Below are 22,162 nucleotides of genomic sequence, written 5' to 3' on the forward strand. Positions count from 1 at the left end.
TTTATTTCCCCACAACCTGAACTACGATCAAGATCATCAATAACACCACTACACCGAGTGACATGCTTGATGCGTATTCACGTAATGAACCTGTTTGACGCGAACTTGTAAAGCTATTACCACCTTTCACAATTGCAGGCAGTACGAGCCATAAGCTATCGACTGGATCACGACCTAAGATTTTCGCAATCAGTAAGTATGGTTTTACAAAAACGATGTCATACAAAGCATCAAAACCAAATGCGGTACGGCAGATATGCGCTAAACCAGAACCCAAAGACGTTTGAGCAAATGATTTAACTGCACCATAGGCAAAGGCAAATAAGAAAATACCAACCGCTAAACCAACAAGGGCAACACCACTTGCTAAATGTTCAGCATGTGCAACCGCTTCTTCTAAAGCTTCAGGAACAACAAAGCTTGGAATACTTGCAGCAGTCAATAATTTTGCAACAGGTGCTTGTAAGAAATAACCAATACCTGTTGATAAAGTCGCAAGAATCGCAAGCGGTCCCCAATAGGTCACGCCATGAATCGCATGTGCATGGGTTTTTTCTTCGCCGAAGAATACCACCCAGATTAGACGGAACGTATAGATAGACGTTAAGAATGCACCTGCAACACCCACCCAGTACAACGTATTGTAAAGTGGAAGGTTTGCAATCGTAGATTGTGCATAGACTGCACCTAAGATCGCATCTTTAGAGAAGAAGCCAACAGTCACGATTGGAAGCGCAGCTAATGCCCCACCACCGATCACAAAACACCAGAATACGAATGGAATCTTTTTACGTAATCCACCCATTTTGAAAATGTTTTGTTCGTGATGACACGCAAGAATCACGGCACCTGAAGAAAGGAACAACAATGCTTTGAAGAATGCGTGAGCAAGCATGTGGAATAAACCAGCTTGGTATGCTTCAGCACCCACAGCCATAAACATATAACCGAGCTGACTCATGGTTGAGTAAGCCAAGATACGTTTGATATCGGTTTGAACCAATGCGGCAAAACCAGCTACAAGTAAGGTTACTGCACCTGTAATCGAGATGAACTGCATTACTTCTGGCGCCATTTCCATCACAGAGAACATACGGCAGCATAAGTACACACCCGCTGTAACCATCGTTGCAGCATGGATCAATGCAGATACTGGTGTAGGACCAGCCATCGCATCGGCTAACCAAGTTTGTAATGGAATTTGCGCTGATTTACCTGCCGCACCTAAGAACAACATCAATGCTGTCCAGATCGACAATGATGAACTTTGCGTCATGACAGTCGCTGCATGTTCAACAATGTACTGTGTATTCAAAGTACCAAACTGTTGATAGAGCAAGAACAATGCGATGAGTAAGAAGACATCACCCACACGTGTTACGGTGAATGCTTTGATTGCTGCCCAACCATTTGCAGGGTTTGAGTAGTAGAAACCAATCAATAGATATGAACACAGACCAACGCCTTCCCAACCCAAGAACAATAACGCCAAGTTATCGCCTAGAACCAACAACAACATGCTGGCAACGAATAGGTTGAAATAAGAGAAGAAACGCGCATAGCCTTCTTCACCACGCATATACCATGATGCGAAGATGTGAATCAGGAAACCAACGCCTGTCACCATGCCCGTCATCAATAATGACAAACCATCGAGATGTAAGCTGATACCAGGCTCAAAACCACCAACACTGAACCATGTCCATAAGTGTTGTACAAAAACGGTTTGACCACTGCTGGTAAATGCAAGACCCGCAATTAAAGCAAATAACGCAGATAAACCCACTGAACCAACGCCAATAATCGCTGCGACGTTTTCAGAAAGTTTGTCACGCCCTGCCGCTAACAGGATAAAACCAATGAGCGGAAATAAAACGGTTAAATATAATGTACTCATCCGCGCATCTCACTAGCAGCATCCACATCCAAGTGATGGAAGCGATGATAAAACTGAAGGACGATCGCAAGACCAATACATGCCTCTGCTGCTGCAAGTGTTAAGATCAAGATGAACATAACTTGTCCATCTGGTTGAGCCCAAACACTGCCTGCTAAAACAAATGCCAATGCGGCAGCATTCATCATGACTTCAAGGCTCATCAGCATAAATAATAGGTTGCGTCGCACCATTACACCGTAAAAACCGAGTGCAAAAAGGATGGTTGCAACAATCAAACCATGTTCTAAAGGGATGTGTCCCATTATTCTTTATCCTCTTCTGCGCTTGGTTCACGTTTGCCGAGGTGATATGCAGCAACTAATGCTGCAAGCAATAACATCGCGGCAACTTCTACCAATAATAGATAGTGAGTAAATAATGCTTGACCGACTGCTTTAGGTCCGACAACTTCTGTACCCATTGGTGCAGAAATCGTGGTGTATTCTCCACCGAGCATCCACACTAAAATTAAGCCCAATAAAAAGCTCATCAGTGCGGGAAAAGCCCATGCATCAGAACTCAACCATTTACGTTCTTGTTCAACCGTATCTTGTCCAAGATTCAACATCATGACAACGAAGACGAACAAGACCATGATCGCACCTGCATAAACGATGATCTCAAGTGCAGCCGCAAACGGCGCACCCACGATCATGAAAATGCCAGCAACAGCAAGTAGAGAAACAATCAAACTTAAAAGTGCATGCACAGGGTTCGTGTTAGTCACAACACGAACGGTCGAAATAATGGCCACAAGTGCCATCAAATAAAATGGCCACATCATGGTAATAAACTCCGTACATCAACTGGTGCACTTTCTTTCTGCGCTTGACCTTTTTCCTTACCATTCACTGCCATACCAGTTACACGGTAGAAGTTATAGTCAGGATATTTACCCGGCCCAGAAATCAATAAGTTTTCTTTTTCATAAACCAAGTCTTGACGCACATATTCAGCAAGCTCGAAATCTGGTGTCATCTGAATTGCAGTCGTAGGACATGCTTCTTCACACATACCGCAGAAAATACAGCGTGAAAAGTTGATACGGAAAAATTCTGGATACCAACGTCCATCTTCTTTTTCCGCTTTTTGTAATGAAATACAACCAACAGGACATGCAACCGCACACAGGTTACATGCCACACAACGCTCTTCACCATCGGGATCACGTGTCAATACAATACGACCACGAAAGCGTGGCGGCACAATTTGTTCGGCTGGTACTTCTGGATATAAAATCGTGTCACGTTTACGTGTTACATGGCTAAACACCATCCATAACGAACGGACAACCGATCCAAATCCAGCTAGAAATTTATACATTTTGTACTCCCTGCTGTCCTAGGCCTGATTCATCAGAATCACAGCACCAGTCACTAACAAGTTGACCAACGCCAATGGCAAACAAATTTTCCAACCGAAGTTCATTACTTGGTCATAACGAGGACGCATCAAAGAACCACGCGCCAACACAAACATCATTACAAAGAATGCTGTTTTAATTACGAACCAGAATACTGGCGGAACAAATGGAATTTCTAAGTTAAATGGAGCGAGCCATCCACCAAAGAATAAAGTCACGATGAGTGCAGAGATTAAAACCACGTTCACGTATTCCGCAACGAAGAACATCCCCCACTTCATCCCACCATATTCAACGTGATAACCCTCAGCCAATTCTTGCTCAGCTTCTGGTTGGTCAAACGGGTGACGATGCGTCACCGCAACGCCTGCAACCACAAAGATTAAGAAACCTAAAAACTGTGGAATAACAAACCAAACATCACGCTGTGCTTCAACAATCTCACGAAGGTTAAATGAACCTGCGATCGCAACTACACCCATCAACGAGATACCCAAGAACACTTCATAAGAAATGGTTTGAGCAGCAGAACGTAAGCCACCCAATAATGAATATTTGTTGTTAGATGCCCAACCACCAAATAACACTGCATAGACTGCAATACCTGCCATTGCCATAAAGAACAATAAACCGATACTCATATCCGCAACGCCCAGTGTTGGACTCACTGGGATGACCATAAATGAAAGTACCGCAGTTGCCATCGCAACTGCTGGCGCTAAACGGAAAGTCAATTTGTCAGCGAACTTTGGTGTCCAGTCTTCTTTGAACATGATCTTGAGCATGTCGGCAACAATCTGGAACATACCACCAGGGCCAACACGGTTTGGACCATAACGGTCTTGCCATAATGCCAACAGACGACGCTCAATAAATGACATCAACGCAGCAACCAAAACTACCACTAGCAAGATCACGACAGCTTGAATCACTGAATAAGCGATTGGCCAGTTCTCAGCCCAGAGTGGCGTTTGACGTATAATTTCTTGATTCATGAATTACACTCCTACTGCCACAGACACAGGCTCTGCCAATGAAACGGTTGGTGCTAAGCCAATTGGGTAACCAATGTAGCCAGTTGGTAAATATTCGATGACTTGTACAGGTAAGCTGATGCTCGTTTCGCCTGCTTTCACGGTAATACGTTGACCATCTTGAACATTTAAGCGGGTTGCATCTTGTTCACCCACCGCAAACATTGCTTCAGGAATACGTGATTCCATTGCAGGTGTTTTAATGGTGAATTCACCAGAACCAAAGATATGGTGCATTGGTACAAGACGGAAACTTTCAGGATTCACAACTACGGCTGTCGGTGCAACATAGCTACGTGCAGGACGTTTTGCTAAACGATCGAATAAACGCACACCCGAATCACCACCTTTTAAGTGACCACCGACTTCATCTTGATATTTGTTCCACGCTTGTGGCGAGTTCCAACCCGCAGCCCATGCGAAAGGTACCAATGAAGAAGGCGTCTGATTACCCACATAACCTTCCATCGAGAATGTTAATGCTGAATCGATATCCGTTGGTTGTTTAGGTTCGTGAATCGATAATGGTGCACGAATCGAAGTACGACCTGAGTAACGACGTGGTTCACGTGCAATTTTCAAACCATGAACACGGTAGCCTGCATCTGGAGCAACGTCTTGAATCGCTTCAAGTACAGGAACATTTTTCACGATGTCATCAATCACATCATCAAGCAATGTCCAATCAACGGCTTTACCTTTAAGACCTGTCTCAATGGCATGTAACCAACGCCATGATTCTTTGATCGCATATTCAGGCTTGTAGTAGCTTGGGTCATAGACTTGATAGAAACGTTGTGCACGGCCTTCTTGACTCACGACAGTTCCATCACCTTCAGCAAAACTTGCTGCAGAAAGTACGATATCTGCAAGTTTCAAGGTTGGCGTTTCACTGTGATCCAATACGATCACTGTTTCAGCTTTATCAAATGCTGCTTTCACTTGTGCAACAGGTAAACGACGAGTTAAGTCATTTTCAATCACAACCACGGCATCATAATCTTGTGCAAATGCTTGCTCTAGACTTAAACCACCGAACAATGCCAAGCCCATTGAGTTCACTTCAGGAACAGTCAATGATAAACCTGCATGTTCACCTAGATTCTGAGCAACTTGTGCAGCAGCTTCGATGATTGCAGCGTCTTGTAGACTCGTACCAGAAATAATCAATGGTTTTTTCGCTGCTTTCAAGGTATCTGCAATGGTTTGTGCAAATGCTTTCGCATCATCAGCCAAACCAGTCAGTGCTTCACCTTTAAGCGCAGCAGCCACCGCAAAACCTAAACGTGCAATGTCATTTGGCGATGCAACTACTTCACCTGTTGCTACATCCGCTAAACGCGTTTGCGTTGCAGCAAGAATGTAAATTGGAGATTTAGCATCTTGACCAATACGTTGTACAGGCTCTGCCAACCAATCAGGTGTACGCGTTTTAGCTGCCATTTCTTTGGCTTTATTTTTCGCTGCTTGGCGAACCGACAAAGCCATACGTGGCGCAGTTTGAGTTAAGTCTTCACCCAAGATCAACACCGCATCGTAACTTTCAATTTCACGCATGTTCGGGTTGTAAATACCCTGTGTTTGCATGATTGATGCAGCTAATTCAACCAGATTTTGCTCTTTTTGAGACAATCCAGTTGAATAGTTGTCTTGTCCAACCAATTGACGTAGCGCATAGTTTGATTCCAAGCTTGCGCGTGGCGAACCAATACCTAATACTTTTTTGCCTTTTAATTGAACAATGACTTGATCAAGTGCTTGATCCACACTCACTGTTGTCACAGCGTCGCCATTACGGAACTGTGGTTGACGTGGACGATCTTCACGATTCACATAACCCGTACCAAAACGACCTTTATCACACAGGAAGTATTGATTCACTGAACCATTGAAACGGTTCTCAACACGACGGATTTCGCCATAACGCTCACCTGGTGAGATGTTACAACCTGAAGAACAGCCTTGGCATACGCTTGGCGCATACTGCATATCCCATTTACGGTTATAACGTGCTGAATGCGTCTTATCGGTAAATACACCAGTCGGACACACTTCAGTCAAGTTACCAGAAAATTCAGATTCTAAAGTTCCTGATTCTGGACGACCGAAATAGACACGTGATGCATTGGCATACACACCAAAGTCTGTACCACCCGCATAATCTTTGTAATAGCGTACACAACGATAGCACGCGATACAGCGGTTCATTTCATGCGCAATAAACGAACCCAACTCTTGGTTATGATGGGTACGCTTCGTAAAGCGATAGCGACGACGATCATGTTGCGTCATCACCGTCATATCTTGTAAATGACAGTGACCACCTTCTTCACAGACTGGACAGTCATGTGGGTGGTTGGTCATCAAGAATTCGACGATTGATGCACGAAAATCCGTTGCTTCTTTGTCTTCAATAGAAATAAAGGTATTGTCGGCAGCTGGTGTCATACAAGACATGACTAAGCGCCCACGTGTATCTTCCGCATTATTATATTGCGTAACAGCACATTGACGACAAGAACCAACAGAACCTAAGGATGGGTGCCAACAAAAATACGGGATGTCGATACCAAGGCTGAGACATGCTTGTAGCAAGTTTTCAGAGCCATTGACTTCATACGATTTTCCATCGACATGAATTGTAGCCATAGTCGAATTCCTTAAGCTTGTTCTACGTCAAGAGCAGGAGCATGGGTTTTAACCTTTGCTTCAAACTCATGGCGGAAATATTTTAATGCGCCCATAAGCGGCTCCATCGCACCTGGTGCATGAGCACAGAAAGTTTTACCGATCCATAATTTACGAGTGAGTTCTTGTAAATGATCGATATCTTCTTTCTTACCGGTACCTGTTTCGAGTGCTTTCAGCGCTTTGACTGCCCAAGGTAAACCATCACGGCACGGTGTACAGAAACCACATGATTCACGTGCAAAGAACTCTTCTAAGTTACGTGTTGCAGAGACCATGCATTGGGTTTCATCCACAACCATCAGCAAACACGTACCTAAACGTGAACCTGCTTTCATAATTGTTTCAGCATCCATTGGAAGATCAATGTGTTCAGCCGCCAAGAAGTCAGTTGATGCGCCACCTGGCAACCATGCTTTCAGGGTTAAACCATCACGCATACCACCCGCATGATCTTCAATCACTTCACGCGCAGTTGTACCAAATGGCAGTTCCCATAAACCAGGGAATTTAACTTTGCCTGATGCACCATAAATCTTGGTGCCTGGATCTTTCGATTTACCCGCAGACAGGTTGATATACCACTCTGGACCACGAAGCATAATCGCAGGCAAGTTATTGTAGGTTTCAACGTTATTGACAATCGTTGGACGACCCCATGCCCCTGCAACTTGCGGGAATGGTGGTTTAGTACGTGGATTGGCACGACGACCTTCAAGCGAGTTAATCAATGCGGTTTCTTCACCACAAATATAACGCCCTGCACCCGTATGCACATGCATCTCGAAGTTCCAGCCAGTACCAAGGATATTTTCACCCAAGTAACCTTTGGCACGAATTTGCTCTAATGCTTCATTTAAGTACTGAGCGGCTTCGATATATTCACCACGGATAAAGATATAACCGTGAGTCGCTTCAAGGGTATAACCTGCAATCAACATCCCTTCGATCAATTGATGAGGAAGTTGCTCCATCAACAAACGGTCTTTAAATGTACCTGGCTCCATTTCATCAGCATTACAGATCAAATAACGTGGACCACCATCATTTGGTGCCATGAGTGACCATTTAATGCCTGCTGGGAAGCCTGCACCACCGCGACCTTTTACTGTCGCAGCTTTAATGACGTCAAGCACATCTTTCGGTGGCATGCCCAATGCTTTTTTAAAGCCAGCATAACCTTCTAGCGCTTCGTAATCGTCAGCCACACGGACGTGCTCTTGCTTACTCAAACGCCACGTGAGTGGATGCGTTTCTGGATTACCGTCGCCATAAATTGGTTTTGGTTCAGTATTCATACATACTTCTCCAATAACTGTTTGACTGATGATACGTCCACTAAACCATGCGTATCTTCATCAATCATTAAGGTTGGACCTTTGTCACAGTTGCCTAAACAGCAAATTGGGAGCAAGGTAAAACGACCATCTGCTGTGGTTTGCCCGTATTGGATACCCAACTCACGCTGAAATGCTTCAGCTAAAGTTTCTGCACCCATCAAGAAACATGCAATTGAGTCACACAATAAAATCACGTGACGGCCCACAGGTTGGCGATAAATACGGTTATAGAACGTTGCTACACCTTCTAAATCAGCCACGCTCATACTTAACAATTGTGCAATTGCATTCATTTGAGCATCATCTACCCAGCCATTACGGCGTTGTACACCCTTTAACGCATCAAGTGATGCTGCACGAGGGTACGGATAGTGATCAATGTGATGTTCAATTTCATGGATTTCTTCAGTCGTCAAAATCCCTTCAACATTCACACGAGGTTTTTTATCAGTCAAAATCATCATAATCGTTTGCCCCTAGCGATCCACGTCAGCCATAACCACGTCAATGGTCGCCAAATAAATGATCAAGTCAGAAACTAAACTGCCATTAATCACAGAAGGCATTTGCTGCAAATGCGTGAAAGTCGGTGTACGAATACGCGTACGGTAACTCATGGTTGACTTATCTGAAGTCAAATAATAAGTACTCGCACCTTTCACCACTTCAGTCATAAACGATGACTCACCCGCAGGCATTACAGGACCCCAAGACACGCTCAAGAAGTGCGTAATCAAAGTTTCAATATCTTGTAATGTCTTATCTTTTGGTGGTGGAACTGCCAATGGATGATCCGCTTTATAAGGACCAGAAGGCATGTTATCCAAACACTGCTGAATGATTTTCAACGACTCAGTAATTTCACGGAAGTGAACCAATACGCGCGCATAAGCATCGCCTTCGTATTCTACTGGCACATCAAAATCAAAGTTTTCATAACCGCTATATGGACGATATTTACGAACGTCAAAGTCAATTCCTGTCGCACGTAAACCTGTACCTGTTACACCCCAAGCCAACGCAGATTTAGCATCGTATTGCGCAACATTGCGAGTACGACCAATAAATACTGAGTTTTTAAGTGCTGCAGTGTAGTACTCGTTCAAACGCTTCGGCATCCACTCCAACAATTCCTTCACTAGCTTCTGCCAGTTATTTGGAAGGTCGTGTGCTGTACCGCCAATACGGAACCATGCTGGGTGCATACGGTAACCCGTGATTGCTTCAACGATGTCATAGACTTTTTGACGGTCTGCGAACATATAGAATACTGGCGTCATACCACCCGCATCCTGAATCGCTGTACCACAGAACAACAAGTGGTTATTGATACGGAACAATTCATTCAACATCACACGAATGACTTGTGCGCGCTCAGGAACTTTAATCCCTGCAAGCTGCTCAACCGCCATCACATATGGCATGTTTTGCGCACAACCACCTAAGTAGTCAACACGATCCGTATACGGAATGAATGAATGCCATGTTTGACGTTCAGCCATCTTTTCCACACCACGGTGGTGATAACCGATGTCAGGCACACAGTCTTTGACTTCTTCGCCATCTAACTGCAAAACAATACGGAATGCACCGTGCGCAGATGGATGGTTAGGACCTAAGTTTAAGAACATAAAGTCTTCATCGGCAGTGCCGCGTTTTAGACCCCAGTCTTCAGGTACAAAGCGCAAGTGTTCTTGTTCAAAATCTTGCTTCGCTTGATCTTGCATATACGGCGTATATTCTGTCGCACGTGCCGAATATTCTTTACGTAAAGGATGACCTTCCCAGTAAGTTGGTAACAAAATACGACGGAGCATTGGATGCCCTGCGAAATTGATCCCAAACATATCGTAGGCTTCACGCTCATACCAGTTGGCATTTGGCCAGATATTACTTGCTGTTGGAATGTCTAAATCATTTTCATTCAATGCAACTTTGATACGAATATCACTATTGCGCTCAAGTGAAAGTAAATGATAAAACACTGTAAAATCAGATGCTGGCAAACCATCACGGTGAACACGTAAGCGTTCATCTACCGCAGACAAGTCAAACAGCATCACATAAGGACGTTCCACTTTACGGAGGAACATAAGGACTTCTTGCACGCGTGCGCGCTCAACCCAGACTGTTGGAAACTCTTCAAAAGTCGCCTGCACGTAGAAGTTCTCACCAAATTTGGTTTTGAGCTCTTCTACAATTGCAAATGCTGGGCGTGAATCAACTTTCGTTGATTCTGGCATAGCAATGTCAGTTTCAGCCATTGGCTTGGCTTCCTATTTAATACAAATTCTGGCAATTTTCCCGATGACCATATCCATGAGATATGTCAAAACTCATCGTTAAAATTATTTAATTTCATCCATAGAGCGTAAGTTTTTCACCGCAATACGGTCAGCATTCTTACGATCGCGTTCTGGCATCATCTTTGGCTTATACACAGGCTGAAGATCATCACCAATCACCGCTGAAAGTGGACGGCGCTCAAGTTGAATTTGGTCTTGAAGTAACATCAATGCTTGAATGAGTGCTTCTGGGCGAGGAGGACAACCTGGGATGTACACATCAACAGGAATAATTTTGTCTACGCCTTGCACCACAGAATAGATGTCGTACATACCACCAGAGTTTGCACAAGCACCCATTGAAATGACCCATTTAGGCTCAAGCATTTGTTCATACAAACGTTGAATAACGGGTGCCATTTTGACAAAGCAGGTTCCTGCAACAATCATCAAATCCGCTTGACGTGGTGAAGCACGAATTACCTCAGCACCAAAACGTGATAAGTCATGTACGCCAGTCAATGTGGTTGCATATTCAACGTAGCAGCATGATGTACCAAAGTTAAATGGCCACAAAGAGTTTTTACGCCCCCAGTTCACTGCGGTATGCAACACATCTTCAAGACGTGTCATCATCACACTTTTATTCACTTCTTCCTCAAGAGGATCAGTTACGATTTGACGATCTTGTAATGGATATTGATCGGCATCTGGATTCGCACGGGTTAAAGTATATTTCATCCCGACTTACTCCTGTTTAAATGATGATGTAGTCGGTGTCTTAGACTTAAGACGACCAGAAGACTGCGCTGGAATATGACCAGTAGGATCGACAACCAATTCTTCAATATTATTGAATCGAGTAATGTCAGCAATATTCATATTCGGTGAGCCAATTTTTATTGTCATACCAGCAGCTTTACGACGATCTACAGGTGCCCAATTCAGCGCTCCTACAGAAATTGCATAAACCAAGGCAATCAATAGATCAACAACAAAAATAACGACCGTGGTAAATCCAAACCAACCTACTTCACGAACAGAAGTTGCCCATGCGTAGAGGTAAAGGGCTTCCAAATCAAAAACCACAAAGAAGATTGCAACTAAATAGAATTTGGCTGACAAGCGAATACGAGCGCCGCCCGCACTAACTACACCTGATTCAAACTGCTCTTGTTTCGCACGCCCCCATGCTTTACCCCCGAGGAGTAAGGGAACGGTAAGCATAAAAACGCAAAGAAATGTAACGCCGATCACGAAGGCGATAATCGCCCAATCGTATGGAGTAATGGCACTCATGCGGGGATAACTCCTGGCAGGCCTATTTTTAACAAAGAATGTATGTATTGGCCTTCAAATACACCAAACACAAAATTAATCCCGCCAATTGTACCTGATTTCTAATTTCTCATGCTAGTTGAAGCGCTTTAGTCTTTAGGATGATTTTGTTGATTAATTTACTGATCTATCCTAGATCACTATGAATTCCCCCTTAGAAATCGAATTATCTAATCAAATACTCTATCTTGATCATTTTTTTCTTTATTTATGCGCCAAAAACATTCTTAATTTATTACAAATGCTCAAAAACATTGCAGTACGAACTAAATCATTGCATTGATACAAATTTATGCTGAAAATTTAAACAAAATTTATATAATAGCCCGAGAAAATTCCTCAAGGAAAAGTGTCAGGATGACTCCATCAGTAGCAGAATTAAAGCCTCGATCGCTTTTGCAATTATTTTTAATTTTTACTGCTGTGATCTTTTTTTGTTGCATCCTTGGTATCGCGACCCGACATTTAACATTTCTTGCTTCGTTTTGGCCTGCAAACTCCGTTTTACTGGGTCTACTTATCCGCTTTCCACAAACACGCCATCCGATCAGCTTTATTGGTGCTATGGTGGGATATTTACTCGCAGATACACTACAAGATACCCCGTTTTTACTCAACTTCTGTTTAACTTCTGCCAACTTACTTTATGTCATCACTACACTGACTCTCTACATACGATTTAATACATTTATACGCTCAATGCATTATGGTTATTTCTACTTATTCTTATTTAGTTTTTGTTGTTTGGGAGCACTATCTAGCTCATTGTTTGCTGCATTCACACTGCCCTACTTTAATACAAAATTTGCTTTAGGCTCATTTTGGATCGATTTTGGCTATTGGTTCACTGCAGAAATTCAAAATGCTTTATTGCTTTTGCCTGCAATTATTAGTGCGCCACATTTGTTTGAATTTAAACAACAACTCAAAGAACTTAAAACCCAAACTGCGCTATCAACTCTTCCTTTATTTACTGTTATTTTCTCAATTGTAATTGGCTACTACGATGCTGGGCCTGGCTCATTACTTTATCCTATCGCACCATTAATTTGGTGTGCCCTACGTTACCGTCATTTTTCAGTTGCGATCATTACCTCGATTAGCTGTGCATTCATTATCTATCATGTTTCGCAAAACTATTTATTACTTTACCCAAACCAATATCTGAATAACACCATCTCGACTCGTTTAGGTTTAATCATGATGACCATCGCTCCACTTACGGTATCCAGCATCAACATGGTTAGATCCAAACTTATTCAAGAATTACAACATACTATTGCTCATGATGAATTAACCTCGAGTCTAACACGGCGTCAATTTCTACAATCTGTAGAACTTTTACAACAACAAGCAACTCATTCAACCCAAACAACCGCTTTTCTCATGCTAGATATTGATCATTTCAAACAAGTAAATGATAGCTATGGTCATCAAATTGGGGATCGTGCCCTACAAAGCTGTGTGCAGACAATCCAAACAGTGTTAAGTCCTCAAGATTTATTAGGACGTTTAGGCGGTGAAGAATTTGCGATATTCATGATCAATACTGATATAAATACTGCATACCAATGTGCTGAAATCATTCGAGAAAAAATTAGCAAAACCCCGATTCAATTAGACCATCAGCAGCATTTTTTCATCCAGATTAGTATTGGTATTTGTGTCCACAGACCTAAAAATCAACAACCGATTGAACATTTATTCAAACAAGCTGACGACGCTCTCTACCAAGCCAAACGCCAAGGTCGAAATCAAGTTGTCATCTCGACATAATATGTTTCAATTCAGCTAAATACTTTAATTAACTTTATACACAGCTTGAGCAATTGATCGGTATTCTAAAAGTAGAAAACAAGGAGAAAAATATGCATTTAGAATATACACACGACTCAGATTATTTCTTTTTTTCACAACTCTTAATGCGTCATATAGAAAGTTATATTCGAAAGCATCCAGATGCTGACAATGCAATTTTTGATTTAAGAGATATTTACGAAGTTTTTAGAGAAGATTTCGCTGCAACAACCACAAATCTTGAAAGCATCCTTAATATTGCAGACTCCTATAAAGTAGAAACATTAAATGGGGATCAGGTGCTGATCAAAAGCTATAAAATAGATGTCAAAAATAATTCCTTACTCCTTGATTTTAATGTTGACTCATTAAATAGTCTTAAATCAGGTTATCCACTGATTGAACCAGACTCTTCTGTTCACGAATAAATTATTACTATTTAATAATTTATTAGAGAAATGACAAAAAAGCCAAAGCATCTCAACTTTGGCTTTTTTGTCAACATATTAAAATTTGATAAGTTAAAACTATTTTTTTACATTTTGTTTATAGCGCTTTGCAGGCCATGTCATGGTGAAACGTGCACCACCTAAATTTGGGCTCTGATCAACTTGGATTTGACCACCAAACCAATACGCAATACGACTTACAATAGATAAACCTAGGCCATAACCACCGGAAGCACGAGTACGACTATCATCCAAACGAGCAAAAGCTTCAAAGATTCGTGCACGCTCTTGTTCTGGAATACCAGGACCATCATCTTCAACACAAACATATGCCTTACCATCTGCACGTACACCACCACTAATCCGAACTTTATGATCGCAATAACGAACTGCATTTCCAACCAGATTCTGAACCACACGGTGCAGATAACGTCTCTCAGCATCAACACGTAATGCCAATGGCGGAGCAATTAATTCGATTTCTTTTTGTGTCTTCAGTGCTTCTGTTTCTACAGCAACTTGATCAAGTACTTCAACCAGTACCACATCTTCAAAATCTAACGATGGCGTACCCTGTTCTAGTTTTGCATAAGTCATAATCTCATCAATTAAGGTATTGAGTGCTTCAATATCTTTATCAATCATATCGACTTGCTGAATACGATAATTATAGTCATCCTCTTCAGCCAACATTTCCATGCCAAATCGAATACGCGCAACTGGCGTTCTCAACTCATGCGAAACCGCACGCATTAATTCACGCTGTGCTTCGATCAGACGTTGGATATGATCGGACATATTGTTATAACTCGATGCCAAGTTTGCCATTTCATCCGTACCTTCAATGGGTACACGTAATGATAAATCACCTGACTTCATCTTATTCAAGGCATAACGCACCTGACGAATTTTACGTTCTAATGGCAAGATTAAGCCATAGACCCCCAAACTCAATAAGAATAAACTGAATAGCGTAATACCTGCTGCAAGCTGAAAAGGCATCCAATTAAACATTGGAACAGGACCCAATACCAAAACTTGTGCAGGATGATTTGGCATTGGTGAAACAATTGAAATAGTGGTGCCACGTACAGTTGCGCTATCTTTATAAAGCAATACGCTTTGATCTTGGCGTAATCGACCAATCTGCTCTGAATCCAGATTAATATCTTTAATATTATAAATTTCAATTGGGTAATAAAAATGCTTTTTAATACGCTCTAGATATTCACGTTCTTGACCAGGATAAAAAATCAAATAATCCAATACAAAAATAGGTAACGCCTTCATTTGACGCTCACCAAGCTTATCAACCTTGATATAAAGATAATGTTTCGCATCATCTTTCAAACCAATAATGATATAGCCCACACCATTATTTGCATCATAACGAACCACTGACTTTTGCTCAGCAATCCGTTTTTTTTCTGTACGAGAAAGCTCTACCCGTTCTGCATCCACATAGTAGATTGGAAGTTCGAGCAAATCAGATGCATCAGAAATCCAATCTAACTTTTGTTGTTTTTGAGGCTGTCGAGATACCCCCTCACTAATGACATACGAAATACCATCAGTGAGGGATTCACGATATTCTTGCGCACGTTGGTAGTTGATGACTTGCACTAGCAAATAACAAAATGCGGCAACTACAACAACTAAAACCACTAATCCAGCATAGATTCGCAAGAAAATGCTGTTTCTTAGTACTCGACTCACCATACGAAAAATAATTCCAAGCTAATTTTAAGCAAGCGGCAAATTATAATCCGTTGGTTTCTTTAACGAATAAATAACCTTTACTCCGCACAGTTTTAATACGTTTTGGATTTTCTGGATCATCACCAATTTTTGGACGAATACGTGAAATACGCACGTCAATCGAACGATCTTGACCGTCGTACTCAATACCACGTAGACGCTCAAAGATATCTTCACGAGATAAGATACGTCCTGCATTTGAAGCTAATAACCACAATAAATCATATTCCGCACTGGTGAAATCAACCAACTCACCGTTGAGCGTTACTGAACGACCGCCGTTATCAATCACAAGATCGTCAAACTCAATACGTTGAGCAACTTCATCTTCAACTGTTTTATCTGTACGACGTAATAAAGCACGGATACGAGCCAATAACACACGCGGCTGAACAGGTTTCGCCACGTAATCATCTGCGCCCATTTCCAAACCAAGCACCTGATCCATATCTTCAGTACGTGCTGTTAACATCAAAATCGGTTGATGATAATGTGGACGAACTTCTCGACAAACGGTTAAGCCATCCGCACCTGGTAACATCACATCAAGCACCACTAAATCGGGTTGCTCACTGATAATACGGCGAATCGCACGATTACCATCCGTTTCAACCCCAACTTCTAAACCGTTACGAATCAAATACTCTTGTGTTAAACGTGCTAGGCGTTCGTCATCTTCAACGATCAAAATCTTCGGTAACTTTTCTTCTTGGCTCATTTGTTTGCCCCTAAAATCTGAGTGAATCTGTGTAAAAAATTGGACAGATACATTGGTTTATGTTTTGCAATATACACACGTTTACATTGTAAACAAGTAGGCGTTCACCAAACTGATACACGCCTAAGCACTTTTGTTATACTTTTATTAAAATTATGAATTTTAATATATTTTTTAATTTTATCTGCATTTTCCGACAGGATGAATTTTTAGTATAAATTTTGTGCCAATGTTAAACAATTTGTTTCTTTCTTCGCCCAAAATAATTTAAGTGTTTGTTTTTTGACTTATCCACAGAGTTATCTATAAGCCTTTTTTAATGGCTTTGTTATGCTATGTGCCTGTGAATTCAGCAGTTAAGACATGAAAAAAAATTTACCAAAATGTCAAGGATTGATCTGCTGTAAAAAATCCCGTATCTTGTGTTGAAAATAAACTTTAACCACTAAGTATTGTGTTTATCCCTCAAACATCGTGGCATATTTCTGCTCGATTCAAACGGTCTATGAACATAAAAATAGATGATAATGGAGCTATGCTGACATGAGCATAATCACTTCTACTCCTGGTCAAATTCAGGTTATTAAGCGCACTGGTGAGATTGCGTCATTTAATGCCGAGAAGATTTCTGTTGCGATTGGGAAAGCCTTTTTAGCTGTTGAAGGTCAACAAGGTGCTGACTCTAGTCGCATCCATGACCGTATCACTCAACTCACTGAGATGGTACTCAATACATTTAACCGTCGCTTGCCATCGGGCGGTACGATTCATATCGAAGAAATCCAAGACCAAGTCGAATTGGCTCTTATGCGTACAGGCGAACAAAAAGTTGCCCGTGCCTATGTGATTTATCGTGACCAACGTGCAACCGCTCGTCAGCAAACTGGTGCAAACCACCACCCTACGCTTCAAATCACGGATGCCAAGGGTCAGCTCCAACCGTTAGACCTCGATGCGCTTACAACAACGATTGAAATTGCAAGCGAAGGTTTGGAAGGGATTGATGTTCAAGCAATCGTTGATGAAACTGTTAAAAATTTATATAACGGCGTAAAAGAAAGCGATATCGCGACCACCATGATGATGGCAACGCGTACTCGTATAGAACAAGAGCCAAACTATACCTATGTCACAGCACGTTTATTATCGAATGAATTGGTGAGCACTGGCTTAGAATTCCTAGGTCTATCTACAGATACATTAGAAAATGATGCTCTAGAAACTTTCTTAAAAAAAGGGATTGAGCTTGATCTACTTTCAGCGGATCTTCTTAATTTTGACCTTGCCAAATTGGCAGTAGCGATTCAGCCAGAACGCTCAAACCAATTTACCTATTTAGGTCTACAGACATTATTTGACCGTTACTTCATTCATTCAAATGGTGTACGTTTCGAATTACCCCAATTGTTCTTCATGCGTGTATCAATGGGTCTCGCACTGAATGAAGAAAACAAAGAAGAACGTGCGATTGAGTTTTATAACTTACTCTCTAGCTTCGACTATATGGCATCTACGCCTACCCTGTTTAACTCAGGTACATTACGTCCACAATTATCAAGCTGTTACCTCACCACGATTGGTGATGACCTCTATGACATTTATGGTGCAATGCGTGACAACGCAATGTTATCAAAATGGGCAGGCGGTTTAGGTAATGACTGGACACCTGTACGTGCCTTGAACTCTTATATCAAGGGTACAAATGGTAAGTCTCAAGGTGTTGTTCCATTCCTTAAAGTTGCGAATGATACAGCCGTTGCAGTCAACCAAGGTGGTAAACGTAAAGGTGCCGTTTGTGCATACCTAGAAACTTGGCACTTAGATGTTGAAGAATTCCTAGAGCTACGTAAGAACACAGGTGATGATCGTCGTCGTACCCACGACATGAACACAGCAAACTGGGTTCCTGATTTATTTATGCAACGTGTATTCGAAGATGCTGAATGGACATTATTCACGCCTTCTGAAACACCAGACTTACATGATCTAACAGGTGCTGAATTTGCTGAGCGTTATGCACACTACGAAGCAATCGCAAAAGACCAAAACATGTTGCACAAGAAAATTCGTGCAAAAGATTTATGGCGCAAAATGCTTTCGATGTTGTTCGAAACAGGTCATCCGTGGATCACATTCAAAGACGTATGTAACTTACGTTCACCACAACAACACGTTGGCGTGGTTCATTCATCTAACTTGTGTACAGAAATTACCTTAAACACAAACCAAGACGAAATCGCGGTATGTAACTTGGGTTCGATTAACCTTGTGCAACACGTTCAAGGTGGTGTCTTAGATCGTGAGAAACTTGCTCGCACGATTAAAACTGCGGTACGTATGCTCGATAACGTGATCGACATTAACTACTATGCAGTACCACAAGCGAAGAACTCAAACATGAAACACCGCCCTGTGGGCATGGGGATCATGGGCTTCCAGGATGCGCTTTATGAAATGGGCATTGCTTACGGTTCAGATGCAGCAGTAGATTTCGCTGACGAATCAATGGAAGTCATCAGTTACTATGCAATCGAAACGTCTAGTAACTTGGCGATCGAACGTGGTGCTTATTCAACATTCAAAGGATCATTGTGGGATCAAGGGATCTTGCCAATCGACTCTTTAGAAATCGTTGCAAAATCACGTCCAGAGCGTATGTTTGAAGTTGACCGTACTCAACGTTTGGACTGGGATACTTTACGTACTAAAGTTCAAAAAGATGGTATGCGTAACTCAAATGTGATGGCAATTGCACCAACTGCAACCATTTCAAATATTTGTGGCGTGTCTCAATCAATTGAGCCAACATTCCAAAACTTATATGTGAAATCTAACCTTTCTGGTGAATTTACGGTCATCAACCCTTACCTTGTTCGTGCATTAAAAGAACGTGGTCTGTGGGATACTGTAATGGTCAATGACCTGAAACACTTTGAAGGTTCAGTTCAAAAAATTGCGCGTATTCCTGAAGAATTAAAAGCAATCTTTGCAACTGCGTTTGAAGTAGATACACGCTGGATCGTTGATGCTGCGTCTCGTCGTCAAAAATGGATTGATCAAGCGCAGTCTCTTAACCTTTACATCGCTGGTGCGAACGGTAAGAAACTTGACATCACTTATAAGATGGCATGGTTACGTGGTCTTAAAACTACGTATTACCTCCGAGCTTTAGGTGCAACCTCTGCTGAGAAATCAACAATCAATACGGGTGCGCTTAATGCAGTAAAACCAGCGACTGTTGAAACACCTGTGGTTGCAGCTCCTGTCCTTGAAGAAAAGAAACCAGCAGCTCAAGTTGAAGAAGATGGTTTCACTACTGCTGCTCCAGTACCAATGGCGTGTTCAATTGACAATCCAGACTGCGAAGCTTGTCAGTAATTAAATCTTGGGATAGCCCTTCTCAAATAAAGTAGGGCTTATTCAAGATTTAAAATATAGAGGCAAAGATGATGTTCAATATCAACCATAACTATATGTTAGGACTTGCAGTTCTCATCTTTGCTTTTATTTTCTTTTATGTGCCAATGGTCTATGCATTTTTAGCCATTCGTAAACAACAGCGTAAGCAAGACGAATAAAGTGCTTTATTAGGGAATAGAACTATGCTTCAACCTGATTTAGAACGATATGCCAATGCCCCTGCTGTTTTAGTACAGATCTATGTCGATCGGATAGTACTTCATTATCCATCTTCTACAGAATATCTAACTGAATGTGCACAGTTTTCACATCCACGTTCGTTATTGGGTGATTTTAGTATCGCTGAAACGGCGTTAACGCAGTTATTCAAACGTGGTGGTGGCGGTTTTAAGTATTTAGCTCCTTATATGTTTATTCAAGCAATGGAGCGAATGGAATTTGGTTTAACACAAGTAGAAATACGAGCATTACAAGAGTTAGGCTTAAATAGTGGGGCAAGAGCGATTGCCATTTACGATGAAACAGGCAAATTATTAACGCCAAACTCACTCCCCGTGCCCATCAATCTCAAACGTATAGCAATTATGGGATTGATTGTAACTAGTATTGTTTTGCTATGTTTTCTTTGCGCCATTTTCATTTTTTAAAACTGCAATGTAAATAAATTAAGATTATAGTGAGATTAAATATGTCTATCCTTAGCTGGGACGATTTTGAAGATGATACGCAAAAACCGACTGCACCTGAACACAAGTCTGCGTCCCTCGAATCGCAGAAAACGGTTAATACGCCGGTGGTATCTCCTACAGAGTCATCATCGGAGAGCGTGGCAGTTGCACAACCCACTAGAACCAGTGCCAGCCGATCAACAGATCCAACCGATTCGTTGGCTCGAGCATCTGCAGCCTTAGAACATTTAGATGTTGCACCTGGCTTAGAAGAGCTTGAAATGGGCGCCCAACGTGTACAAGTTGATGATAAAGCCATGATCAACTGTCGCGCAGACTTAAACCAACTTGTTCCGTTTAAATACGAGTGGGCTTGGCAAAAGTATCTTGACGGGTGTGCAAACCACTGGATGCCGCAAGAAGTCAACATGAACCTAGATATCGCACTTTGGAAGTCTGAAAATGGCTTAACTGAAGATGAGCGTACGATTGTGATGCGTTCTTTAGGTTTCTTCTCTACCGCAGATTCATTGGTTGCAAACAATTTGGTTTTGGCAATCTATCGTCACATTACTAACCCTGAATGTCGCCAATACATCTTGCGTCAAGCATTTGAAGAAGCGATTCATACACATGCTTACCAATACTGTATCGAATCTCTAGGTATGGATGAAGGCGAAGTCTTCAATATGTACCGTGAGATTCCGAGTGTTGCACGTAAAGCATCATGGGGTCTGAAATATACCCAATCATTAACTGATCCTAATTTCCATACAGGTACACCTGAAAACGACCAACGTTTACTGCGTAACTTGATCGCATTCTACTGTGTACTTGAAGGGATCTTCTTCTATTGTGGCTTCACTCAAATCTTGAGTATGGGTCGCCGTAATAAGATGAATGGTGTTGCTGAGCAATTCCAATACATCTTACGTGATGAATCAATGCACTTGAACTTTGGTATCGACATGATCAACCAAATCAAGATTGAAAACCCACACTTATGGACGGCTGAGTTCCAACAAGAAGTGATTCAGATGATTCTTGAAGGCACAATGCTTGAAATCGAATATGCGCGTGACACGATGCCACGTGGTGTATTGGGTATGAATGCGGCAATGATGGAAGAGTATTTGAAGTTCATCTGTAACCGTCGTTTATCTCAACTTGGTTTACCTGAGCAATTTGCTGGAGTAACCAATCCTTTTGCGTGGATGTCTGAGATGATGGACTTGCGTAAAGAGAAGAACTTTTTTGAAACGCGCGTTACGGATTACCAAACGGGCGGAGCGTTAAGCTGGTAAACAGATATAAAAAAGAAAAACCGCTTTTATGGCGGTTTTTCACATTCAGTCAAATCATCAA

At 41.8% G+C, this 22,162-nt stretch carries 19 protein-coding genes; 6 read left to right on the plus strand and 13 right to left on the minus strand.

Going from position 1 to position 22,162, the window contains the following annotated elements; genetic code table 11:
• Nucleotide 1 precedes the first annotated feature (1 nt).
• The 11 genes from nuoL to ndhC all read right to left on the minus strand — a co-directional run bounded on the left by nuoL (nt 2) and on the right by ndhC (nt 11,948).
• Entirely contained in the window at nt 2-1,897 is a 1,896-nt protein-coding gene (gene nuoL / locus C502_RS0106090) for an NADH-quinone oxidoreductase subunit L (RefSeq protein WP_018677947.1), read from the minus strand.
• Nucleotides 1,894-2,202: an NADH-quinone oxidoreductase subunit NuoK gene (gene nuoK, locus C502_RS0106095; protein ID WP_004638057.1), complete on the minus strand. Its 309-nt coding sequence runs from the start codon at nt 2,200-2,202 to the stop codon at nt 1,894-1,896. Before nuoK ends, nuoL begins: the two co-directional genes overlap by 4 nt.
• Nucleotides 2,202-2,720: an NADH-quinone oxidoreductase subunit J gene (gene nuoJ, locus C502_RS0106100; protein ID WP_171067616.1), complete on the minus strand. Its 519-nt coding sequence runs from the start codon at nt 2,718-2,720 to the stop codon at nt 2,202-2,204. Before nuoJ ends, nuoK begins: the two co-directional genes overlap by 1 nt.
• Nucleotides 2,720-3,262 (minus strand): NADH-quinone oxidoreductase subunit NuoI, encoded by a 543-nt coding sequence (gene nuoI / locus C502_RS0106105; protein ID WP_018677949.1) that lies wholly within the window; start codon nt 3,260-3,262, stop codon nt 2,720-2,722. Before nuoI ends, nuoJ begins: the two co-directional genes overlap by 1 nt.
• 18 nt (nt 3,263-3,280) lie before the next feature.
• Nucleotides 3,281-4,297, minus strand: a complete 1,017-nt coding sequence (nuoH, locus tag C502_RS0106110; protein WP_018677950.1) for an NADH-quinone oxidoreductase subunit NuoH — start codon at nt 4,295-4,297, stop codon at nt 3,281-3,283.
• Between the two features lie 3 nt (nt 4,298-4,300).
• Nucleotides 4,301-6,985, minus strand: a complete 2,685-nt coding sequence (gene nuoG, locus C502_RS0106115; RefSeq protein WP_018677951.1) for an NADH-quinone oxidoreductase subunit NuoG — start codon at nt 6,983-6,985, stop codon at nt 4,301-4,303.
• A gap of 11 nt (nt 6,986-6,996) precedes the next feature.
• On the minus strand, nt 6,997-8,322 hold the full coding sequence (gene nuoF / locus C502_RS0106120) for an NADH-quinone oxidoreductase subunit NuoF (RefSeq protein WP_018677952.1): 1,326 nt from the start codon (nt 8,320-8,322) through the stop codon (nt 6,997-6,999).
• Nucleotides 8,319-8,828, minus strand: a complete 510-nt coding sequence (nuoE, locus tag C502_RS0106125) for an NADH-quinone oxidoreductase subunit NuoE (protein WP_018677953.1) — start codon at nt 8,826-8,828, stop codon at nt 8,319-8,321. Before nuoE ends, nuoF begins: the two co-directional genes overlap by 4 nt.
• Before the next feature lie 12 nt (nt 8,829-8,840).
• A complete protein-coding gene (gene nuoC / locus C502_RS0106130; RefSeq protein ID WP_018677954.1) occupies nt 8,841-10,628 on the minus strand; it encodes an NADH-quinone oxidoreductase subunit C/D in 1,788 nt (595 codons plus the stop codon).
• 84 nt (nt 10,629-10,712) lie between these two features.
• Nucleotides 10,713-11,390 (minus strand): NuoB/complex I 20 kDa subunit family protein, encoded by a 678-nt coding sequence (locus C502_RS0106135; RefSeq protein ID WP_004881335.1) that lies wholly within the window; start codon nt 11,388-11,390, stop codon nt 10,713-10,715.
• Nucleotides 11,391-11,396: 6 nt separating this feature from the next.
• Nucleotides 11,397-11,948 (minus strand): NADH-quinone oxidoreductase subunit A, encoded by a 552-nt coding sequence (ndhC, locus tag C502_RS0106140; protein ID WP_018677955.1) that lies wholly within the window; start codon nt 11,946-11,948, stop codon nt 11,397-11,399.
• Between the two features lie 396 nt (nt 11,949-12,344).
• On the opposite strand from ndhC, the gene C502_RS0106145 reads away from it, so the two are divergent.
• Together C502_RS0106145 and C502_RS0106150 are read left to right on the plus strand one after the other, a co-directional pair.
• Nucleotides 12,345-13,763: a sensor domain-containing diguanylate cyclase gene (locus C502_RS0106145; protein WP_018677956.1), complete on the plus strand. Its 1,419-nt coding sequence runs from the start codon at nt 12,345-12,347 to the stop codon at nt 13,761-13,763.
• Nucleotides 13,764-13,855: 92 nt separating this feature from the next.
• Nucleotides 13,856-14,212: a hypothetical protein gene (locus C502_RS0106150; RefSeq protein WP_018677957.1), complete on the plus strand. Its 357-nt coding sequence runs from the start codon at nt 13,856-13,858 to the stop codon at nt 14,210-14,212.
• A 99-nt stretch (nt 14,213-14,311) separates the two neighbouring features.
• Here C502_RS0106150 and bfmS read toward each other — a convergent pair whose 3' ends face one another.
• Together bfmS and bfmR are read right to left on the minus strand one after the other, a co-directional pair.
• Nucleotides 14,312-15,952: a sensor histidine kinase BfmS gene (bfmS, locus tag C502_RS0106155; RefSeq protein ID WP_018677958.1), complete on the minus strand. Its 1,641-nt coding sequence runs from the start codon at nt 15,950-15,952 to the stop codon at nt 14,312-14,314.
• A 40-nt stretch (nt 15,953-15,992) separates the two neighbouring features.
• On the minus strand, nt 15,993-16,709 hold the full coding sequence (gene bfmR / locus C502_RS0106160) for a response regulator transcription factor BfmR (protein ID WP_000076440.1): 717 nt from the start codon (nt 16,707-16,709) through the stop codon (nt 15,993-15,995).
• A gap of 543 nt (nt 16,710-17,252) precedes the next feature.
• Between bfmR and C502_RS0106165 the strand changes: the two genes are divergently transcribed.
• From C502_RS0106165 to C502_RS0106180, 4 genes are all read left to right on the plus strand, one after another.
• Nucleotides 17,253-20,087 carry a ribonucleoside-diphosphate reductase subunit alpha gene (locus tag C502_RS0106165; protein WP_018677959.1) on the plus strand — a complete coding sequence of 945 codons (2,835 nt, stop codon included), beginning with the start codon at nt 17,253-17,255 and terminating at the stop codon, nt 20,085-20,087.
• A gap of 71 nt (nt 20,088-20,158) precedes the next feature.
• Nucleotides 20,159-20,287, plus strand: coding sequence for a preprotein translocase subunit YajC (locus C502_RS18770; RefSeq protein WP_081401095.1), 129 nt, complete (start codon nt 20,159-20,161; stop codon nt 20,285-20,287).
• A 24-nt stretch (nt 20,288-20,311) separates the two neighbouring features.
• Complete coding sequence (locus tag C502_RS0106175) at nt 20,312-20,776, plus strand: hypothetical protein (RefSeq protein ID WP_018677961.1); 465 nt, start codon at nt 20,312-20,314, stop codon at nt 20,774-20,776.
• A 41-nt stretch (nt 20,777-20,817) separates the two neighbouring features.
• Nucleotides 20,818-22,101: a ribonucleotide-diphosphate reductase subunit beta gene (locus C502_RS0106180; protein ID WP_018677962.1), complete on the plus strand. Its 1,284-nt coding sequence runs from the start codon at nt 20,818-20,820 to the stop codon at nt 22,099-22,101.
• Nucleotides 22,102-22,162: the final 61 nt, after the last annotated feature.

The sequence above is a fragment of the Acinetobacter tjernbergiae DSM 14971 = CIP 107465 genome, assembly GCF_000374425.1.
Lineage (GTDB): Bacteria > Pseudomonadota > Gammaproteobacteria > Pseudomonadales > Moraxellaceae > Acinetobacter > Acinetobacter tjernbergiae.